Below are 19776 nucleotides of genomic sequence, written 5' to 3' on the forward strand. Positions count from 1 at the left end.
CTATGCTAGCTGAATTAGGTAATTTATCCCTAGTACTAGCCTTAATGATTGGGGTTTTGCTAGCGATTTGCCCTATGTGGGGGGCCTACCAACAAGATGCCAAACTTATGGCAATGGCAAAACCCTTGGCCATTGGTATGTTTGTGTTTACCGCTTTTGCTTATGGGTGTTTAACCTATGGTTTTGTCACCGACGATTTTAGTTTAACTTATGTGGCAAACACCTCTAACAGCACTTTGCCTATCTATTACAAAGTAACGGCAGTATGGGGAGGGCATGAAGGATCGTTTTTACTCTGGGTGTTGATTTTTTCAATATGGACTGTTGCGGTCGCCTTGTTTAGTCGCGCTATTGAGCTACAAATGGTGGCTAGAGTATTGGCTATATTAGGCATGGTAGGCATAGGCTTTTATTTGTTTATGTTGCTGACCTCTAATCCCTTTGAGCGGCTTTTACCCTTTTATCCTATAGACGGCAAAGATCTTAACCCTTTGTTGCAAGATTTTGGCATGATCATTCACCCTCCTATGTTGTATATGGGCTATGTGGGGTTTTCTGTGGCTTTTGCTTTTGCCTTAGCCGCGTTAATTTCTGGGCAATTAGATTCAACTTGGGCCAGATGGTCGCGACCTTGGACTATTGCTGCATGGTCGTTTTTAACTGTAGGCATTGCTCTAGGTAGTTGGTGGGCATACTACGAACTAGGTTGGGGCGGCTGGTGGTTCTGGGATCCAGTAGAAAATGCGTCCTTTATGCCTTGGTTAGTAGGCACCGCTTTATTGCATAGCTTAGCGGTTACCGAAAAACGTAAAGTCTTTAAATCTTGGACTGTTTTATTGGCAATTTCGGCCTTTTCGTTAAGTTTATTAGGTACCTTTTTAGTGCGCTCTGGGGTGTTAGTTTCTGTGCATTCATTTGCCAGTGATCCTAGCCGAGGTTTGTTTATTTTAGGCTTGCTAGTGGTCATTATTGGTGGCTCGTTGGGCTTTTATGCTTATCGTGCCCCGCAATTAAAGGGTTATGGTCGATACCAATTATTTTCTCGTGAAGTGTTTTTAATTGGCAATAATGTATTTTTAAGTGCAGCCACAATAGTGGTGTTATTGGGTACGCTGTTGCCTCTTGTACACAAAGAATTGGGCATGGGCTCCATTTCTATAGGTGCGCCCTTCTTTAATCAAATGTTTAGTTATTTAATTGTGCCTTTTGTGTTGTTTATGGGCATTGGCCCTTTATCTAGATGGAAAAACCAAAACCCTCGCGCTTTATACAAACAACTTTTATTGGCTTTTGCTTTAAGTCTTAGTGCTGGGCTGTTGGTCAATGCGAGTTTTGCACAAAGTTCATATATGGCGGCCCTTGGTTTAGTTATGAGTTTTTGGATAGTGGTGACCACAATATTAGAAATTCGCCAACGTATTTCACCACAAATTCGCACAAGCGGAAGCTCAATTTGGCAGAGCTTACAAAGCCTTACACCTAGTCATTGGGGCATGGTTGCTGGTCATTTAGGTTTTGCCATAAGTTTAATCGGTATTGCCTTAGTGAGTGCTTACAATGTAGAGCGAAATGTACGTATGGCGCCGGGTGATAGCTTGGCGCTAAGCGGTTATCAATTTACTTTTAAAGGGGTAACCCAACAACAAGGGCCTAATTATTCCTCTGACGTGGGTAGCTTTGATGTATATCAAGCTCAACAAAAAGTGGCGAGTTTACAAGCTGAAAAGCGCTTTTATCCTGTGCAACGAAATGTGATGACAGAAGCGGGAATAGACTCAGGTTTTACCCGAGATTTATTTGTGGCCTTAGGTGAACAATTAGACAATGGCGATTGGTCTATTCGTATCTATGTTAAACCTTTTATTAATTGGATATGGCTGGGAGCCTTTATCATGGCATTCGGTGGGCTGTTGTCTATGAGCGATAAACGTTATCGCATGACTAAACTTGCCGCCAAGAAACGCCCAGAGACTAAGTCACAAGCAGCAACCTCTTCACTACAGGAGCAGTTAGGATGAAAAAGTTAGGGGTTTATCTGATTCCTTTAGTGTTATTTTTAGGCTTAATAGTGTTTTTATTTAAGGGTTTGTTTTCTGATCCTCGTAGCCATCAATCGAGTTTGTTGGCTAAACCTGTGCCGAGTTTTGCCTTGCCAGACTTGATGCAACCTGAACACATCTATACCCAAGAGGTGTTTAAGGGCAAATTAACCTTATTAAATGTGTGGGGAGTGTGGTGCGTAACTTGTGCCGTGGAGATCCCCTATTTACTTGAGTTGCAACAATCTGGCAAACATATAGTGGGTTTGTATTACGACCAAGATATCGATCCCGACTTTGGCATAAAAACTGTGGCCCGTGTTCAGCAAGAAGTGCAAGACAAGCTAAGGCAGTTAGGCAATCCTTATGCCTTTAATATTTTTGATGTAAAGCGTGATTTATCTCTCGATTTAGGGGTAACTGGTGCGCCCGAAACCTTTTTAATCGATCAACAGGGCAAAATCCAAGTGCACCATATAGGCGATTTAAATCAACGGGTTTGGAATAAAAAGTTCGCCAATAAATATGCAGAGTTGGTGCAAGAATGAAGCGCGTATTAATACTTAATTTAAGCCTAGTTTTATTATTTTTGAGTTTGGGGGCTTTAGCTGCACAACAGCAGTTTGACTTTGAAGACCCTAAGCAAAGGCAAGTGTTTTTACAGTTGACTCAAGAACTGCGCTGCCCTAAATGCCAAAATCAAAATATTGCAGATTCTGATGCCATGATTGCCATAGATCTAAAACGTAAGGTTTATGAGTTAGTGAAAAGCGGCAAGGATAAAGAGCAAGTGATTGATTTTATGAAACAAAGATACGGTGATTTTGTTCATTATCAGCCACCAGTGAATATGATGACTATTTGGCTATGGGCATTGCCTGTACTCTTTATTTTACTTGCCGCTGCAGGCATTGTTATCAGCCGTAAATCTCAAGCTAAAGACCTAGATCAAGCCCAGCTTGCTAAAGCTAAAGCGCTTTTGGAGCGTGACCAATGATGGGCTTTTATATGGGGGCGGCACTTTGTCTGATAGTGGTATTGGGCTTTGTTATTTATCCTTGGTTGGTGCATACAGAAAACAACAATAACCTTAGTTTAGATAACCAAAACCTCACTAAAGATCGTTTACGTGAATTAGACAGTGAAGTACAACAAGGTTTGTTATCTGACTCAGATAAACAATTGGCAAAAGATGAAATTACCTTGGCTTTATTAGCTGAGCAAAAGACTGAAACTAGCCAAACTAATAGCAGTCATTGGCCAATTATGATTGGTGCGGTGGTGAGTATAGTGCTAGGGGCCAGTGTCTATGTTTACGCTAATCAGATTAGCCTAATTCAACAATGGCAAGAAGCACAAAATAACACAGCTGAACTAGGTAAAAGAATGCTGCAAGGGGATGAAAGTCTACAAATACAAGACTTACAAAACTTTGCTCTAGGTTTGCGTACTAAGCTGGCTAGCCGTCCAGAAGATCCAATGGGCTGGATGCTGCTAGGTCGGGTATCTGGGGCATTAAAGCGTGTTGATAGCGCCATACAAGCCTTTGAAAAATCTTTGCAGTTTGATCCAAACAATACCGGCACTTTGGCAAGTTACGCCCAAGCCTTGTTAATGACAGGGCAAGAACAACAAGTGTTACAGGCTAAACGGGTATTACTGCACCTATTAGCTTTGGAGCCAGATAACACTAATGCTATGGGAGTATTAGCCATAGTGGCCTCTGAATTAGGTGACAGACAATTAGCCCTCGAAAATTGGCAAAGGTTATTGCCCTTTATCCCTAAGTCTGACCAAAACTATCAGGCCATAGAAGAGCGTATTGCTCAGCTGCAGGCAGAGTTAGGTAAATCAATGTTAGCCAGTGATGCAAATCAAGCTGAGCGAACAGCTAAGGGGCTTAGCCAAGCGCCTAAACTTGAAGTCACAGTAGAAATTAGCCCAGCTCTAATAGAAAAATTACCCAAACAAGGGATGCTGTTTGTGTTTGCTCAGGCGGCTGACGGACAAATTAAAATGCCAGCTGCGGTAGTTAAACAACCTTTATCTCAGTTTCCTTTAACCTTAGTGTTATCAAACCAAAATGCTATGGTGGCAAACTATACTGTATCGCAATTAAAACAAGCTAAAATCGTGGCGCGGATTTCACAAGATGAAAACGTTGCCCTTGCCCCAGGTGAGCTTCAAGGCGAACAACTGATTGAATTAGATGCAGATAATACTCAAGCGTTAACCCTTACCATTAATAGAGAAATACAATGAACAAAGTCGGTATGCTGTTTATCACCCTAAGCATTTTGCTATTGGGGGGATGTGCCAGTCAGTCAAGCAACCAACAACAGGCGCAACAATATCAAGATCCTAAAGATCCCTTAGAGCCGTTAAACCGCGCTATGTGGGATTTTAACTATGATGTTTTAGACCAGTATATTCTGCGTCCAGTGACAGTGGCCTATGTAGATTATATGCCACAAGCTGCGCGAACAGGCTTGTACAATATGGCAGAAAACTTAGAAGAGCCGTCTAACAGTTTAAATAATTTGCTGCAGGGTAAGGTTGAAGGCAGTGTGGTCAGTCTAGGGCGGTTTTTATTAAACAGTACTGTAGGTTTGTTAGGGGTATTTGATGTTGCTAGCGAAATCGGCCTCAGCAAGCAAGAAGAAGAGTTTGGAGAGGTACTAGGTAAATGGGGAATAAACACTGGCCCTTATTTAATGATCCCTGCTAGAGGCCCTTCTGATGTGCGTAGCTCAGTAGGAGACTTTGTAGACAGCGCTTATTTGCCAATAGACGGACTTAACTTTTATTTTAGTGTGCTAAGAGTAGGAATTAAGGCCCTTGAAAGCCGCGCCTCTGTAATACAACAAGAACAACAATTAGAAAACTCAGCGGATCCTTACAGCTTTGTAAAAAGTGCCTACTTTCAAAATTTAGAATTTAAAGTCAAAGACGGAAAAATAGAAAAGTCTGCAGAAGAAGCCGCACTTGAAGACGACATTGATGCGTTTTTAAACGACTTGTAATTAATGGATTTGTAAAAGTAAAAACCCTGCTAAATGGCAGGGTTTTTTTATGCAGTTCAAAAAGGCTATTTGTAACCATTAGGGTTATTAAATTGCCAATTCCAAGCATCGCGGCACATTTCTTCTAAACCACGGGTTGCTTGCCAGCCTAGTTCTTCTTTGGCTGTGGTTGGATCTGCATAACAGGCCGCCACATCACCACTGCGTCTTGGAACAAATTGATAAGGTACCTTTTGACCACTTTGTTGTTCAAAGGCTTTTACCATATCTAATACACTGTAGCCTTGGCCTGTTCCTAGGTTGTAGGTGACTAAGCCTGGTTGAGTTTGTAATTTTTCTAAGGCTTTTAAATGCCCAGCTGCTAAGTCTTCAACATGAATATAGTCACGTACCCCTGTGCCATCTGGGGTGTCGTAATCGTTACCAAAAATCGACAGTTGTTCACGCTTGCCTGTGGCCACTTGGGTAATAAAGGGCATTAGATTGTTAGGAATGCCGTTAGGATCTTCACCAATTTTTCCAGATGGGTGGGCCCCAGCAGGGTTAAAGTAACGTAATAAAGCTATGTTCCAGCTATTGTCAGACTGATAGAGATCTCTTAGTACCAATTCCACCATAAGCTTAGACATACCGTATGGGTTAGTGGGTTGGCCAGTAGGCATGTCTTCACGTAAAGGCAAAGAAACTGGGTCGCCATAGACAGTAGCCGAAGAACTAAAGACTAAATTCTTGACCCCAAACTTTTTCATGGCTTCGCAAAGTGTGAGGGTGCCATATACATTGTTGTTGTAATAATTTAAGGGTTTTTCTACCGACTCACCCACAGCTTTTAATCCTGCAAAATGGATGACTGCATTAATGGAGTGCTTGGAAAATAACAGTTCTAATATGGTATGGTCGCGAATATCCCCTTGCACAAAAATCACGGATTTTCCGGTGAGGGCTTCTACACGCGCAAGTGATTCTGGCGAAGAATTACATAGATTGTCTAACACTATGACCTGGGTGTCGGTTTCTAGTAATTGTAAAACCGTATGGCTACCTATGTAGCCTGCGCCACCTGTTACCAATATTGTCTGCATCATTCGTCTCCATGTTGATGTGATTGTGCTAGGTACTTAGCACAAAGGCCATATTGAATGGGTTTCACTATGGCTGGATATAATAATGTTACTAACAAAGCCCACACTATGGCTAGCCAATTCGAGGCTACTTGTAAAATTAAAACAAAGGCCGGTATAACCACACACATTTTTAATACATTCAGTAATAGTTTCTCTGGGCCAGTCAGTTTTTTTACTGCCATTTGCATGGCGTCTAACCTTTGGGTCAAACTTAAGCCTTGTAATTGTGGAATGTGTTTGGTGGAAAAATAAAATTTCATATAGGTGTTGCCCAGAACAAATAATAAAAAGCCCAATGATATATTTAATAAAATTGGGCTTTGGGTTACTGCTTTGCTGCCCTAAGACAGCAAGGCTTAATGTTTAACTGATGGAGCCTAGTTTGCAGGTTTCTCAGCTAGTTTTTCCCACTTCTTAGTTTTGAAAGTAAACAAGAAGATAATGATACCAATAGAAATGGTGAACAAGCTGATCTGAAGGTAAAGGTTAGGCATTTGATCAACATTGTTAGGATCAAAGTTACCGGCCAATAGACCCGCTATTACGTTTCCTATTGAGTAAGTTAATACAAAAACACCCATCATTTGACCAGCAAAACGCTTAGGTGACAATTTACTTACCGCACTTAATGCCACTGGGCTTAAACACAACTCACCTACAGTGTGTAAGAAATAAGTAGCAATTAACCAATAAGGCGCAACTTTAAGGCCAGATGCGGCAATTTGTGCTGCAAAGAACATCACTAAAAAGCCGGTTGCCATAATGATTAGACCTAGGGCACATTTTAATCCGTAGCTAGGGGTAATCATTCTTTTGGCTAAGTTAATCCATAAAGCTGCAAAGAAAGGCGACAAAAGGATGATGAAAAACGAGTTAGCGGATTGTAACCACTCCGGCGGAATTTCAAATGCACCTATCATACGGTCAGTGTAATCTTGACCAAATAGGTTTAATGAAGAGCCAGCTTGCTCAAAACCTGTCCAGAAAAAGATAGAGGCAATACAGACTAAAAATAATGCACCTAGTTGACGTTTTTCTGATGGGTTGTTGTTACCTAAGAAAAACACTGCAGCAAAGTACACTAAGAATAAGATAGTCGCTATGATGGCAAAATTTTCTGCTACAACAACAGGTTGAAAGGTCATCATGTTGTTCATCAACATGTAAGTTACTGCCACAATACCCAGTAAAAATAATCCAATCACAGTCCAGCTGATTTTTTCAGCTTTTGGTGAAAGTTTCACTGTAGGCTCTGCACCAGCACCTTCTAATTTGTGTAGTGTAGCGCGGTAAGTTAATAGACCAATAGCCATACCTACAGCTGCGGCACCAAAGGCCCAATGCCAGCCCATGTTAATGCGCAAATAACCACACACACCGTAACCAATTAACGAACCTAAGTTGATACCTAGATAGTACAAGGTGTAACCACTGTCACGTCTTTGGTCATCGCTAGAGTATAGCTGACCTACCATGGCGCCGATGTTAGGCTTAAGTAGACCCGTACCTAATACCACTAAAATCAAACCAATGAAAAAAGTATGTTCACTAGGAATAGCCAAAACAATGTGGCCACACATAATAATGATACCGCCGTACCATACGGCTTTTTGTCCACCTATTAAGCGGTCGGCCATCCAACCACCAGGTAAGCCCATTAAGTAAACCGAGCCTGTATATAAGCCATAAATGGCTGTGGCCGAAGCTACAGTAATGGCGAGTCCGCCTTCTTGAATTGCTGCAGTCATGAAAAGTACTAGCATGGCTCGCATGCCGTAATAACTCATGCGCTCCCACATTTCTGTCACAAACAAGGTGCTTAATCCACCTGGGTGACCTAAAAAGTCTTTGGTTTTAGTTGTCATTCAATTTACCTTTGTTTTTATAGTATTTGACACTTTAAAAAGCGCTATTGAGAATTAGGTTTCCCCTGAAAGTCCTAATATATTCAAGCGTTTGCAAACTTTGTCTGTTTTGTTACCGGCCTAGGCTAGTGCCATTACATGCAGTTTTTGCTGAGTGTCTGTTATTTTGACGAGTTGTTTATACTAGAGTCGTTAGCACAACTCAAGAAAACAAGCAGCCTTTGCGGGATATTCTTATACAAAACCTAGATGACTGTGTGGTATTTTTACCTAAATTAGTCAACAATATTTAGCCAAACAGGGCAGAAAAAATGCACATTTAATGAACCTTTTTTGGGGTAAAAATCTGAGTTACTAATTTTTACAGTTATAAGTCTTTACTCGGGTTAAGATTCTTTTTTAAATTCAATAAGATTTACACTTTGTATAAAAATAAAAAAAACTAATTAACTAGTCATTCAATGGCCAAGTTTGGTAAGATTGCGCGGTTAAATTAAAGCGCTTTCTACTTAGGGCCTATTTTCGGCTTAATAAATTAAAAAAGTGTTTTAAAAAATCACACTACATCTAAGAATAAAACTAGCTCAACACATTATTGGTTTTTACTTTATGAAATATAAAACAATGGTCAAGGTACAAAAGACTTCTGGGAAGGTTAATGTTTAGTCATTTGGATTTTTTACCTGTTTTTACTGCCTTTTTTGTGGCCTTAGGACTTTTGGTTGTTATGACCCCATTTGCCCATCAACTGGGTTTAGTTGATGAGCCTAATGGTCGTAAAGTGCACGCCGGAATCGTACCCCTTACTGGTGGTGTGGCTATTTATGGTGCCGTGATTATTGCCAGTTTTGTGACAGATGTGTGGTTTAAAAACGGTTCATTATTTTTTACCGCTGCGACCTTTATCGTGTTGTTAGGCATGTTAGACGACAAGTTTGATTTAAGTGCCAAGGGCCGCTTAATTTGCCAGTTTGGTGTAGCGGGTATCATGGCGTTGGCTGCACAAAACTACATTACTTCTTTGGGAAATATCTTTGGCTTTGGCGATGCAAGCTTTGGTTTAGAAGGGTATTTCTTCACGCTAATCTGTGTGGTTGGGGTGATTAACGCTTTTAATATGATAGACGGCATAGACGGATTAGCAGGCGGCATGAGCTTAGTGGTGCTTTTGGCTGTTGTATTTTTATTGATGGCTTCTAACAATACCCAAGCCATTATGGCACCTATGATGGTGGTTGCGGCTATTGTACCTTTCTTAGCGTTTAACTTAAGTTGGCGTGGTTTTAAAGGCAATAAGATCTTTTTAGGCGACAGCGGCAGTATGTTTGTTGGTTTAACTATAGTGTGGTTGTTGGTTGATTTTACTCAAGGTGCAGAAGCGGCTATGCGTCCAATTTCTGCAGTGTGGATCATTGGCTTACCTTTATTAGATATGGCTGCCGTTATGTACAGACGTGCCAAAAAAGGCAAGTCTATGTTAAAGCCAGATAGACATCACTTACACAATATTTTTATGCGTGCGGGATTTTCATCACGTCGCTCTTTAGCCGCTATATTGCTGCTGGGCAGCAGCTTTGCTGTTGTGGGTATTCTAGGTGAGCTTTATGCCGTACCAGAATATGTAATGTTTTGGGGCTTCTTGTTAACCTTAATTGGATACACATGGACCCTAAATAACATCTGGACAGTACTCAGAGTAGTGCGTACTTGGCGCAAAGTTTAAGGCAAACCGCTAGCGCTAATTAAGTTAAGCTGTGGTTGGCTTTTGCCAGTTCAAAGGGTAGACTTTAGTAAATAAGTTAATGACATATTTATTCTATGAAAAACATAGTGTTACTCGCCCTTTCCAGCGCTTTTTTGCTAAGTTGTACTACAGTTTCGCAGCCTATTGCATCTAGACCTTTGGTTGAACAAGGTTATCTTGCCCCAAACAGTCAAATCGTTTCTTCCTTAAATACACAGTTATCTACTAATCCCCCTACTGACTCTTTTACTATACAAGGGCAAAATGTGGCTTTGGGGCCAAAATACTTTGCCGCCACTGGCTTAGTGTGCCGTAAATTATCTTCAAAAATTCAGCACCAAATTTATTGCCAAAACACTAAGGGCAACTGGTTTAAAGTCAAACAAGTCCTGTCTGAATATAAAGGCGAAGTGATGCAAGAGGCGAAGTTATGAATATCATCAGAAAAGGTTATGGATTAACTGCATGCTTATTGTTTGGGCTTGTTTCTGGGTTGGCTATGGCGCAGCAAAACCTTAGTGAAAGTCAAATGCAACAAGCCAGAGAAGCTAGCTCAAGTAATAAAGTAGATTTGTCGCAATATATTCAATCTAACGGTAAAGATACTGGGCGCAATCAAGCTATAAACATTCCATCTAATGCCGGCCCTATGCCAGCTGGCGAAGAAGATTTACCACCTCCTTTTGGCGCTAACTTATTTCAAGGTGGTTTTGAATCTGAACGCAGTGATGGGCTTAATAGTGCTTATTTAGTGGCTCCCGGAGACAAAATATCTGTGCAAATGTGGGGTACGGTGAATAGTGCTGAGGTGGTAACAGTAGATAACCAAGGCAATATTTTTATTCCCAATGTTGGGCCAATAAAAGTACAAGGGGTGCCAGCCAACCGCATTAACCAAGTTGTTACGCAAAATATTAAAGCTATTTATACGAATAACGTGAGTATTTACGTTAACTTATTAACCTCAACCCCTGTGAGTGTGTATGTGGCAGGGCCTGCTGTACGCCCAGGTCAGTACGCTGGTTTGGCCTCAGATTCTGTATTGTTTTATTTAAAACGGGCAGGGGGCATAGATCCTTATCGTGGCAGTTACCGAAATATCCAGGTATTACGCAATAAAGAAGTGGTGCTTGAATACGATTTGTACGACTTTTTAAAGTCTGGCAAATTAAGCTCGTTTTCTTTTCAAGATGAAGACGTGATTTTTGTGCAAGAACAAGGCGCTATGGTGACAGTAGAGGGCGCGGCTAGGTATCCTTTTAGATTTGAATTAGAGCCGAGTAAAAATGCCGGCTCAGATTTAATCTACTTCTCACGTCCACTGGAAAAAACTAGCCATGTGGCTATTACTGGCAACAGAAATAACGGCCCTATTTCGGTTTATATTCCTCTTGATGAGTTTAATGACTTTAAAATGGTAGACGGTGATGTAGTGCTGTTTAATGACGACATCCGCCCCCAAGTGATCAGTGTGCAATTATCTGGTAGTTACTTAGGCCCATCCTTTTATACAGTGAAAACCAACACGCGTTTAATGGATTTATTGAACCATGTTGAAATTGATCCTAAACAAGCTAATTTCGGCGCGATTTATATCAAACGCAAAAGTGTAGCCGAGCAGCAAAAGCTGTTAATAGAAGAATCACTTAATCGATTAGAGCGTAGCATATTTACCGCGCCAGCTTCTTCTAGTGGCGAAGCCGGCATTCGTGCCCAAGAAGCACAACTTGTTACCCAGTTTGTTGAGCGCGCCAGAAGCATTAAGCCTTTAGGTAAAGTGATAGTGGCTGAAGATGGCAAAGTGGCCAATATCAGGCTTGAGCAAGGCGATGAAATTGTGATCCCCGCTAATTCAGATCTGATTCAGGTATCGGGCGAAGTATTAATGCCACAAGCCATAGTGTTTAATCCTAAAGCCAGTATTAGAGATTATGTGGCATGGGCAGGGGGCTTTAGCGAAAGAGCTAACGACGAACGTATAGCTGTAGTAAAAGCCAATGGCTTAACCGTATTTTACGATGCCGATAGCAGTTGGTATGGCGATGATAAAAACCATCAACTACAAGCCGGTGACCAAATTTTAGTGCTACCTAAAATTGATACTAAAGTTTTACAAGCGGTAAAAGATATTACGCAAATTGTGTATCAAATTGCCATAGCCGCTAATGTTGTTAAATAACATTAGCACTTTGCGTTAGCCTAACTGAAGTTATCTGATTATGACAACAGTGACAAAGCGCAGCCCTTGGGTCATTTGGAAAGATGTGATCTTTGCGCTTTTTGCCCGAGAAATACGCACAGGCTTTAACGATAAGTTTGGCTTAAGCTGGGCAGTGTTAAACCCTATTGTGTTTATTTTTGTGTTGTCTTTTATTCGCGGCCGATTAGGCGGAGGCGAAACCCATGGCATGCCTACTTTTACTTTTATGGCCATTGGTATTTTGTTGATCCAAAGCTTTTTACAAACCCTTAGCAATTCTGCTCGCTCCATTAAAAAGAATAAAGCGCTATTTGCCTTTAGGCAGGTACAACCCATAAGTGCGGTATTAGCCGGCGCGGTATTTCAACTCTTGGTTAAAGTCTTCGTGTTTATTGGCATTATTATTATTATGTATTTTTTAAACATGGAAATAACCATTAGCGACCCGCTGCTTTTTTTAAGTTGTTTGTTATTACTCTGGGTGTTAGCTGTGGCTTTAGGGTTATTTTTTGGCATAGCTGAGTTATTTATTGCCGAAATTGGCAAGTTAAGAGAATTGATCTCTCGGCCATTGTTTTTTATCTCTGGGGTATTCTTTTCGCTGCAAGACTTTCCTAAACAATACTGGCCCCTGCTCGATTGGAACCCAATATTACATGCTATAGAACTATCGCGTTTTGCAGTGTACGCAACTTATGGTGGTTATGGGGTAAGTTTGCAGTATTTAGCCGGGGTCACCTTGGTGTGTAGCTTTTTATCTTTAGCTATTTATCAGGTGTTTTGGAAGCAGGCGATTAGTCGATGATAAAATTAGACAATATCACCAAATATTATCCTTCTAGATTGGGTAATCAATATATTTTCAAAGACCTGAATTTTGATATTCCCGCCAACCATAATATTGGCATTTTGGGCTCTAATGGCGCAGGTAAATCGACTTTATTTAGACTGCTGGCCGGCAGTGAATATCCCAACAAAGGTAAAGTGATAACCGACCTCAGTATTTCTTGGCCGGTGGCATTGTCTACTGGTATTCATCCGCAAATGACAGGCAGAGAAAACACCCGCTTTATTGGCAAAATAAACGGAATTGCTGATTTAGATGAATACGAAAAACGCGTTATAGAATTTGCTGAACTTGGTGCCAAATTCGACTTGCCAGTAAGAAGCTATTCTAGTGGGATGAAACCAAGATTGGCCTTTGCATGCTCTATAGGCATAGACTTTGATCTGTATTTAATTGATGAAGTCACCTCTGTGGGTGACGCAAAGTTTCGTAAAAAAGCCAAAGCCGCGCTGCTTGAACGTAGCGAGAAAGCCAATGTAATTATGGTAAGTCATAATATGGACGAAATCAGGCAGTTCTGTGATAGCGCCATAGTGTTGCACCAGGGTGAATTAACGTTTTATAACGATCTCGAGCAAGGGATCGAACAATATCAGGCATTATAAAAATGACACAACAGGCACAAATGAAATTGGAACAAAGATTTAGTCAACTCAAAGACTCTCTGACTCAAGGGCAATGGACTGACGCCACGTTTTTGTTAGAAAAAGTCAATGAACTAGAGGCCACAGACCAAGCTTTGGCCTTTAGGTTAATGCAAAGAGTTAAAAATCTAAATCCCAGTGACGAGAATCAAAGCCGGTTACAAGAGTTAAAAAAACAAGCCTTAGCAGCCAGCCCAGAATTAGCCACGCATTCGTCTAGTGAGTCGCAAACTAAAGGCAAGCTGTTACCTAATGCTCAAGATCTAAAAGTAAAAGTGAGTGGCTTAATGAGCGATGCTCGCTTGGCAAAATTAAAAAAGCCTTTTTCGGTATGTGTGTTAATTCCATTTTTATTATTTACCTTTTACCAAGTGTTACTTGCCAGCCCACAATTTGAAAGTCAGGCTAAGTTAATAGTACGAGAGCCTGACGGCATGGCCACGCTCGACCCCACTATGGCGATTATGGCGGGATTTGGGGTAGGCTCTAGCAATTTAGATACTGAGCTGGTTAAAGCCTTTATTTATTCTAATGACATGGTGATCTACCTAGAAAACAACTTGGCGCTCTCACAGCACTATAGTGACAGCCAATATGATGTTTTCAGCCGCTTAGCCAGCGATGCCAGTCGTGAAGACTTGCTTAAGTATTATTTAAGTAAGGTATTAATCGATATTGACGAAACCTCGCAAGTGATTAGTCTAAAAGTCAAAGCCTTTGAACCAGATTTCGCTAGATTATTGAGTCAATCCATAGTTAAAAGAGCAGAATGGTATATTAATGAAGTAGGGCATAACCTCGCCAAAGAGCAATTGGCCTTTGTGAAGGTAGAGCATGAATTAGTTGAAAAACGCTTACAAACCGCCAAAACCGAATTATTAAACTTTCAAAGACGCCATAATCTTCTCGACCCACAAGCAGAAGGTATGGCTTTACAGCAAATAACCTATCGCCTTGAAGGGGAGATTGCGGTTAAACAAACAGAGCTCAATGCACTGAAGAACAGCATGAGTGACAACGCCCCGCAGGTGATACAAGCGAGATCTCAACTCAAAAGCTTGACCGAACAACTAGAAAAAGAACGTTTGCGTTTAACCAGTGAAAACCTAGGTAATGAATCTTTACCAGCAGAAGAACGAAACCTTAGTGTGTCGCAAGTATTGGCTAAATTTAGTGATTATAAAATTAATATGGAGCTAGCCCTTCAGGCCTTTACCTCTTCGCAAGTCTCATTAGAAAAGTCGCGTATAGAAGCGTACCGTCAACTTAAATACTTAGTTACAGTAGAGTCGCCTACCCATCCACAAGAAGCTAAATATCCCAGAGTGCTATACAACATTAGCCTATTTTTGGCCGTTACATTAATGCTGTTTGGTATTGGCCGCATTGTTATAGCTACGGCTAGTGAGTTGCGTTAATAAGCTTATCTGCACAAATAAAAACGCCGCTTGAGCTAGGCAAAAGCGGCGCAATAACGCGTTAAAATTAAGCTTTAGTTTTTAACAATAAAGTTTTTTGTGACTTTTTGTTGACCAGGTTTATCTAAATTTTCTACTAAATAGTTTTGTTCTAGGTTTAATTCTATTTTTTGTTTGCCATTTTTCACTTGAGCATTAAGTGGAAAAGTCACAGACAAAGTCGATAACACCTGTTTTTGCTCACCTTGATCTAGCACCTCGGCAGAAGCCATTTGTATTACAGGCTCTCCTGTACAGGTTAACGCCAGTAATTTACTGGTTTTACTTTGGCGTTTTAGCTCAGTTTCTACATCTTGTGCCAGAAAATTAGGAAAGTCATCGCCTCTGCCTAAAATTGCAATAGAGGCCAGCAACTCATCAGCACATTCAAACCCACTTAGCTGCATCACATTAATAGCAGTAGTGGTTGGTTTTGCCTGTTGTGCTTGTTCAGCCCCAATAACTTGACTAGAAACACTTAGAGCAGGAGCTATTAACAGCCCCAAAAACATAGATTTTTTCACTTAATACCTCTAGAAAGCAAAGCAGATTAAAAACTGGATTTTAAAAAATTTTATAAGTTTGTAAAACCCAGTTTTTAACTAAATTTGATGGATAATTAGTTTTCTTGCGGAACTATGTCTGCAGATAAATTTTCTATTCTGGTTTGCTGTAACTCGTCTGTCAGTTTTTCAGCTTCGTCTGGCGAATTTAATACATAAGGGATGATCATTATCATTAGCTCGGTACGGTCTTGGCTGTCGGTATCTGTATTAAATAACTTACCAATAACAGGAAGACGGCCGAGTATAGGTACTCCTGTTTGGCCTTTACTGGTTGAAGACGAAATCAAGCCCCCTAGTAACACTGAGCCACCATCGCGTAAGGTCACTGTGGTGGTTAACTTACGATTTAAAATAGTAGGGGTTAGGCCGCCACCAGTTGACTCACTGAGTTCTTGATCTATTTCAATATCCACAAAACCCGAAGCATGAACAGTGGGTTTTATTTTTAAAATAACCCCAGTTTTTCGGTAACTTACGGTTTCTATTACCGGCGCATTACTATCTGACGTGCTTTGGCTCGATTGGGTAATAACAGGTATTTCGTTACCAACATCTATCGAGGCTTCACCACCACTTTTAACCATAATTCTTGGACGAGAACGAATATTGGCTTTTTTGTTTTCGTAAAAGGCATTTAATATTGCCCGGGTTTGCCCCGCTGTATCTACTGTAGTGCCCAGGGTGTTATTTAACAGAGTAGTCACTAAACCTGCGCCACTAGAAGCAAAGGCTAAATCATATTTACCTAAGGTAGATTTAGCTAACCACTCTAGGCCAGTTTCTTCGTTATCATTTAACTGAACTTCTGCCAAAATCACTTCCACCATGACAGATGGTGCAGGTTTATCTAGCTTTTTAATTACAGGTAAAACTTGCAGCCAATCTTTGCCACTGCCGCTGTATAAAATAGTATTAAGTTGTTCATCTACCGCATAACGGCCTTTGGCGTTAGGGTTAACTGATCTAGTATTTGTTCTCGGAGTAGCTGAAGGAGAATTAGAGGTAGAAGCACTACTAGACCCATCATTAGCAGTGCTTTGATAGTCTGCTACACCTAAGCTATTTAAAATATCCACAATATGTGTTGCCTGAGTGCCCCTAACTTGATAGCTAAATAACCCTTGCTCTACTGTGCTGTGGCGTTCAGTTTCTAGGGTTTTTGCCCAGTCAATTATGTGATTTAGCACTTCAGAAGATTGTGAAAAAACGATAAGTTGACCCACGGATTCAAGGGGTAATAGCCGAATTGCTGCAGAGCCACTGTCAGCTTGTCTAACTGAGTAACCTTCAGATTTTAAAACCTGTTCTAAATTCTCTGCTAACTCTGAAACTGAACTCAAGCTAGGGCGAATAATACGGCTATACATGCCTTGCATTGCGGGTTGGTCGAGTAGTTTAGTTGCCGCTAAAGCTTGATTAATAATTCGAGGTGCACCATTAAAAATAAGGGCATTTCGATTAATATCTTCTTTAATGTCTAGCTCTTTACGCGGAAACATTTGTGATAGCCAGCCTCGCACCTGCGGTGTGTTAACTGACTGCAGCGGATAAACAAAAAATATCGGACGACTATTAGAAGGCACCTCAGGTAAGGTTCTGCCACTAACTAAAAACGGAATGTCGCCATTGCTGGCATTTTCAGAAAAATCAAACAATAACACATTGTTTTTAATAGAAGTCGTTACGCCGTAAGACTTTAAGGTTTCTGTGGCTAATTCGTATAAATCTTTTTGTTTTACTGTACTGGCTAATCGCATTGTAACTAAATCAGCGGTATTTTTAACGCTAGGCTCTACTACATAATTTAACCCTAACTGATTGCCAAATACTTCATTAATAAAGGCCCCTACTGGCATATTATTAAAAGACAATCGGCTAATGGTTTTGTCTTCTAATACAGGGAGTACAGTTTCTGTGGCCTGCTCTGCAGCTTGTTCAACACTTAAGGTTGGGGTAGGTAATACCTCAAAATGAGTTTCTGCTGCCGCTTTTTGCTCAATTAATGTGGCGCCATTATTAGTTGCTTCTTTTTTGGCTGCTCTTAATGGGGTGTTAAACACTTTGTCGTCTTGAGTCGCAGCTTGGTAAGCGGGGCCTTTTAAGCTTGAACAGGCAGTCAAGCTAGCCACAAACACTAAAGTAGTGATGGTCTTGCGGTACAGACCGCTATGAGGAGTATTTTCAAGTAACATGTTTTATTTTTTTCCACTTTTTTTCGTTTTAGACTCGACATTTTTATGGGTAGAAGCATCGAATAAGGATTGGGTGAGTGTTTGTTTGGTTTTATTATTTATCCATATCACAGCATCTGGCAGTATGGTTTCAATTGTCCAGTTTTCTAGCCAGCCATCGCCTAATGATAACTGAGTTAATTCATTATTGGTTGTAGATGGAATAGCAAGTAACACCGAACTTGGCTCGTCTGCCACTATACCCACTAATTGTGCATCTAAAATAGATTGCTGTTTGTCTTCAACAACAGTGGCTTGTTTAACCTTTGTAGTCGATTTAAATTGAGGGTGCTGTTCTAATGTAGTTTTCCAATCTATGCTATTTTGGCTTGGCTTAATTGTTTGTATGTTTTGTTCATTATTGTGGTCCATTGTCACGCGCTGGAAGTTAACCAAAATCGCTAAACAAGCAATAATAAAAAGTGTAAATAAACTGACTTTTAACAAAGGCTTAGCCATGGTTGCCTCGCTTGTAAATTAAGTCGGTAACTAAACTAAATGAATCAGAGGTTTTAGGTGAATATTGCATTGAAGCGATGCGAGTAGTGGTTTGGCTTGCATCAAAATGGCTTAATATTTTAACAAAGTCTTGTTCCGACACCTGACCTGCAATTTCAATTCTGACCGACCACATCTCTTGGTTACCCGCTAACACTTGTTCAGAACCAATTAGATTAAGGCGTTTACGTTTTACGTATTTACCTATTTTGTTATCAATATCTTGCAAGCCTTGGGCTTCGGCGGTACTAGAAGATGCCACAGACATAAAATTGTCTAAGGTTGAATCAACTTGAGCCTGAATAGATTGCATTAAGTTTGAGTCAAAGGTTTGATTTGCCACACTTTTTAGTTTGGCAAAGTGCTTTAATTGGGTTTGAATTTCAGCTTGTTTGTCACTCAAAACTACTGATATCTGCTTAAGAAAAGACAATAACAAAATTACACCAATGCCTACCACCATCCATTGCAGGCGTTTGTTGGCTTGATATTCTTTGACTAATTGGCTTTGAGCTAATTTTTGTTTCACTATCACTTTAGTTTTGCTTCCAATATCCAAGTGTTTTCTGCGTTATGTGGTCTAATGTTGACTTGCTCCAATAGAGTCAGCTTTTCTAACTCACCTACTAATGAAGTGATATCGACCTGCTTAGACACAAACTCCAACTCAATGATTTTATTTTGCCAAATGACAGTGTTTACTTGCCATTCACCCTGTTGACTTAACTTTTCTGCAACTGCAGTAAATGATTCAGGAAAAAAACCTGCTGCAGTATGCCAATTTTGTAATTGAGATACTATTTGTTGATTGTTTCTTAGTGTATTTTGTAGGCTTAGTTTATCGCCAATTGAATCTGATAATGCATTCGACTGCTGTTCGGCCAATGTAGATTGAAAATACAAAGTAGCATAACCAAATATGCCCCAGGCTAAACCACATAAGCCAATAAAAAAACATAAGGCCAGCCAAGTGGAGGGTTGTTTGATTTTAGTGTCAATTTTTCTTTCTACTGCCCAAGGTGTGTGGGCGTCTAATTGAATAGTTTTAACGGCGTTGGATTTAATAGTTGTATCTTCTACGGCAACACAGGTTTGCATTAAACCGCCTTGCCAATTTTGCAGGTATGTATGAAACTTTCCTTTTATATAGTGTTCACCATCATTGAGTTGAGTTTGGGCAGCAGTTTCGGGAACGCCACTTAACTTGGTGTTTGACACCCACAAGTGCAAACCTTCTCGGCTAATAAACTGATATTTATCGCCTTTTGAAAAGGGTGATAAGGTATTGGTTTGTAATTCTGCCCAGGGTTTTATTTCACTTTTCTTTAAGTTTTTGGGAAAAGGTTTAAATACATAAAATGCAGTTGAATTATCGTCAACACTTTGTTCAGTTGGCCAAAAAAATCGATTTAACTTGGACAACCAAGCATCAAATTGATTAGGCATCTTTTGTAGGGAAACACTCGACAAGGTAAAATCACTTCAATTTTAATAATTCTATGGTGTAATATACCCTAATAAGCTTAATTGTTTAATTC

Annotated in this window: 19 protein-coding genes; 11 read left to right on the forward strand and 8 right to left on the reverse strand. The window is 40.4% G+C overall.

Features of this window, described 5'->3' with window-relative positions; genetic code table 11:
* Nucleotides 1-2 precede the first annotated feature (2 nt).
* From ACVCDT_RS04800 to ACVCDT_RS04820, 5 genes are read left to right on the forward strand one after another with little or no spacing between them, the layout of a single operon-like run.
* Complete coding sequence (locus ACVCDT_RS04800; RefSeq protein WP_447131611.1) at nt 3-2018, forward strand: heme lyase CcmF/NrfE family subunit; 2016 nt, start codon at nt 3-5, stop codon at nt 2016-2018.
* On the forward strand, nt 2015-2587 hold the full coding sequence (locus tag ACVCDT_RS04805) for a DsbE family thiol:disulfide interchange protein (RefSeq protein WP_447131612.1): 573 nt from the start codon (nt 2015-2017) through the stop codon (nt 2585-2587). The genes ACVCDT_RS04800 and ACVCDT_RS04805 overlap by 4 nt, the downstream gene beginning before the upstream one ends.
* A complete protein-coding gene (locus ACVCDT_RS04810) occupies nt 2584-3036 on the forward strand; it encodes a cytochrome c-type biogenesis protein (protein WP_447131613.1) in 453 nt (150 codons plus the stop codon). Before ACVCDT_RS04805 ends, ACVCDT_RS04810 begins: the two co-directional genes overlap by 4 nt.
* Nucleotides 3033-4301, forward strand: a complete 1269-nt coding sequence (gene ccmI, locus ACVCDT_RS04815) for a c-type cytochrome biogenesis protein CcmI (RefSeq protein WP_447131614.1) — start codon at nt 3033-3035, stop codon at nt 4299-4301. Before ACVCDT_RS04810 ends, ccmI begins: the two co-directional genes overlap by 4 nt.
* Nucleotides 4298-5062 carry an MlaA family lipoprotein gene (locus ACVCDT_RS04820; RefSeq protein ID WP_447131615.1) on the forward strand — a complete coding sequence of 255 codons (765 nt, stop codon included), beginning with the start codon at nt 4298-4300 and terminating at the stop codon, nt 5060-5062. The genes ccmI and ACVCDT_RS04820 overlap by 4 nt, the downstream gene beginning before the upstream one ends.
* A gap of 65 nt (nt 5063-5127) precedes the next feature.
* Here ACVCDT_RS04820 and galE read toward each other — a convergent pair whose 3' ends face one another.
* The 3 genes from galE to ACVCDT_RS04835 form a co-directional block, all read right to left on the reverse strand.
* Nucleotides 5128-6144, reverse strand: coding sequence for a UDP-glucose 4-epimerase GalE (gene galE, locus ACVCDT_RS04825; protein WP_447131681.1), 1017 nt, complete (start codon nt 6142-6144; stop codon nt 5128-5130).
* Nucleotides 6144-6446, reverse strand: a complete 303-nt coding sequence (locus ACVCDT_RS04830) for a DUF6170 family protein (RefSeq protein ID WP_447131616.1) — start codon at nt 6444-6446, stop codon at nt 6144-6146. Before ACVCDT_RS04830 ends, galE begins: the two co-directional genes overlap by 1 nt.
* 117 nt (nt 6447-6563) lie before the next feature.
* The gene (locus ACVCDT_RS04835) at nt 6564-8051 is read right to left on the reverse strand and encodes a peptide MFS transporter (protein WP_447131617.1); all 1488 of its coding nucleotides are present in this window, start codon (nt 8049-8051) and stop codon (nt 6564-6566) included.
* Nucleotides 8052-8709: 658 nt separating this feature from the next.
* Here ACVCDT_RS04835 and wecA point away from each other — a divergent pair.
* From wecA to ACVCDT_RS04865, 6 genes are all read left to right on the forward strand, one after another.
* Nucleotides 8710-9774 (forward strand): UDP-N-acetylglucosamine--undecaprenyl-phosphate N-acetylglucosaminephosphotransferase, encoded by a 1065-nt coding sequence (gene wecA / locus ACVCDT_RS04840; protein WP_447131618.1) that lies wholly within the window; start codon nt 8710-8712, stop codon nt 9772-9774.
* A gap of 95 nt (nt 9775-9869) precedes the next feature.
* Nucleotides 9870-10229, forward strand: a complete 360-nt coding sequence (locus tag ACVCDT_RS04845) for a hypothetical protein (RefSeq protein WP_447131619.1) — start codon at nt 9870-9872, stop codon at nt 10227-10229.
* Entirely contained in the window at nt 10226-11974 is a 1749-nt protein-coding gene (locus tag ACVCDT_RS04850) for a polysaccharide biosynthesis/export family protein (protein WP_447131620.1), read from the forward strand. Before ACVCDT_RS04845 ends, ACVCDT_RS04850 begins: the two co-directional genes overlap by 4 nt.
* Nucleotides 11975-12014: 40 nt before the next feature.
* The gene (locus ACVCDT_RS04855) at nt 12015-12800 is read left to right on the forward strand and encodes an ABC transporter permease (protein ID WP_447131621.1); all 786 of its coding nucleotides are present in this window, start codon (nt 12015-12017) and stop codon (nt 12798-12800) included.
* A complete protein-coding gene (locus ACVCDT_RS04860) occupies nt 12797-13447 on the forward strand; it encodes an ABC transporter ATP-binding protein (RefSeq protein WP_447131622.1) in 651 nt (216 codons plus the stop codon). Before ACVCDT_RS04855 ends, ACVCDT_RS04860 begins: the two co-directional genes overlap by 4 nt.
* Nucleotides 13448-13449: 2 nt before the next feature.
* Nucleotides 13450-14904, forward strand: a complete 1455-nt coding sequence (locus ACVCDT_RS04865) for a KpsE/RkpR family capsule polysaccharide export protein (protein ID WP_447131623.1) — start codon at nt 13450-13452, stop codon at nt 14902-14904.
* Between the two features lie 74 nt (nt 14905-14978).
* Here the strand turns inward: ACVCDT_RS04865 and ACVCDT_RS04870 are convergent, their stop codons facing one another.
* From ACVCDT_RS04870 to ACVCDT_RS04890, 5 genes are all read right to left on the reverse strand, one after another.
* Nucleotides 14979-15467 carry a hypothetical protein gene (locus ACVCDT_RS04870; protein WP_447131624.1) on the reverse strand — a complete coding sequence of 163 codons (489 nt, stop codon included), beginning with the start codon at nt 15465-15467 and terminating at the stop codon, nt 14979-14981.
* 95 nt (nt 15468-15562) lie between these two features.
* A complete protein-coding gene (locus ACVCDT_RS04875) occupies nt 15563-17701 on the reverse strand; it encodes a secretin GspD/PilQ domain-containing protein (RefSeq protein WP_447131625.1) in 2139 nt (712 codons plus the stop codon).
* 3 nt (nt 17702-17704) lie between these two features.
* On the reverse strand, nt 17705-18199 hold the full coding sequence (locus ACVCDT_RS04880) for a hypothetical protein (protein ID WP_447131626.1): 495 nt from the start codon (nt 18197-18199) through the stop codon (nt 17705-17707).
* Complete coding sequence (locus tag ACVCDT_RS04885; protein ID WP_447131627.1) at nt 18192-18767, reverse strand: hypothetical protein; 576 nt, start codon at nt 18765-18767, stop codon at nt 18192-18194. Before ACVCDT_RS04885 ends, ACVCDT_RS04880 begins: the two co-directional genes overlap by 8 nt.
* Nucleotides 18768-18769: 2 nt before the next feature.
* Entirely contained in the window at nt 18770-19708 is a 939-nt protein-coding gene (locus ACVCDT_RS04890; RefSeq protein WP_447131628.1) for a hypothetical protein, read from the reverse strand.
* Between the last annotated feature and the right edge of the window lie 68 nt (nt 19709-19776).

It is taken from the genome of Paraglaciecola aestuariivivens (assembly GCF_052983255.1).

Excerpts from the sequence above, each read along its gene's own strand:
- ACVCDT_RS04860 (WP_447131622.1), top strand. The coding sequence starts at position 12,797 with ATGATAAAATTAGACAATATCACCAAATATTATCCTTCTAGATTGGGT.
- ACVCDT_RS04810 (WP_447131613.1), top strand. The coding sequence starts at position 2,584 with ATGAAGCGCGTATTAATACTTAATTTAAGCCTAGTTTTATTATTTTTG.
- wecA (WP_447131618.1), top strand. The coding sequence starts at position 8,710 with ATGTTTAGTCATTTGGATTTTTTACCTGTTTTTACTGCCTTTTTTGTG.
- ACVCDT_RS04805 (WP_447131612.1), top strand. The coding sequence starts at position 2,015 with ATGAAAAAGTTAGGGGTTTATCTGATTCCTTTAGTGTTATTTTTAGGC.
- ACVCDT_RS04880 (WP_447131626.1), bottom strand. The coding sequence starts at position 18,199 with ATGGCTAAGCCTTTGTTAAAAGTCAGTTTATTTACACTTTTTATTATT.
- ACVCDT_RS04820 (WP_447131615.1), top strand. The coding sequence starts at position 4,298 with ATGAACAAAGTCGGTATGCTGTTTATCACCCTAAGCATTTTGCTATTG.
- ACVCDT_RS04830 (WP_447131616.1), bottom strand. The coding sequence starts at position 6,446 with ATGAAATTTTATTTTTCCACCAAACACATTCCACAATTACAAGGCTTA.
- ACVCDT_RS04865 (WP_447131623.1), top strand. The coding sequence starts at position 13,450 with ATGACACAACAGGCACAAATGAAATTGGAACAAAGATTTAGTCAACTC.
- ACVCDT_RS04800 (WP_447131611.1), top strand. The coding sequence starts at position 3 with ATGCTAGCTGAATTAGGTAATTTATCCCTAGTACTAGCCTTAATGATT.
- galE (WP_447131681.1), bottom strand. The coding sequence starts at position 6,144 with ATGCAGACAATATTGGTAACAGGTGGCGCAGGCTACATAGGTAGCCAT.
- ccmI (WP_447131614.1), top strand. The coding sequence starts at position 3,033 with ATGATGGGCTTTTATATGGGGGCGGCACTTTGTCTGATAGTGGTATTG.
- ACVCDT_RS04875 (WP_447131625.1), bottom strand. The coding sequence starts at position 17,701 with ATGTTACTTGAAAATACTCCTCATAGCGGTCTGTACCGCAAGACCATC.
- ACVCDT_RS04845 (WP_447131619.1), top strand. The coding sequence starts at position 9,870 with ATGAAAAACATAGTGTTACTCGCCCTTTCCAGCGCTTTTTTGCTAAGT.
- ACVCDT_RS04835 (WP_447131617.1), bottom strand. The coding sequence starts at position 8,051 with ATGACAACTAAAACCAAAGACTTTTTAGGTCACCCAGGTGGATTAAGC.
- ACVCDT_RS04855 (WP_447131621.1), top strand. The coding sequence starts at position 12,015 with ATGACAACAGTGACAAAGCGCAGCCCTTGGGTCATTTGGAAAGATGTG.
- ACVCDT_RS04850 (WP_447131620.1), top strand. The coding sequence starts at position 10,226 with ATGAATATCATCAGAAAAGGTTATGGATTAACTGCATGCTTATTGTTT.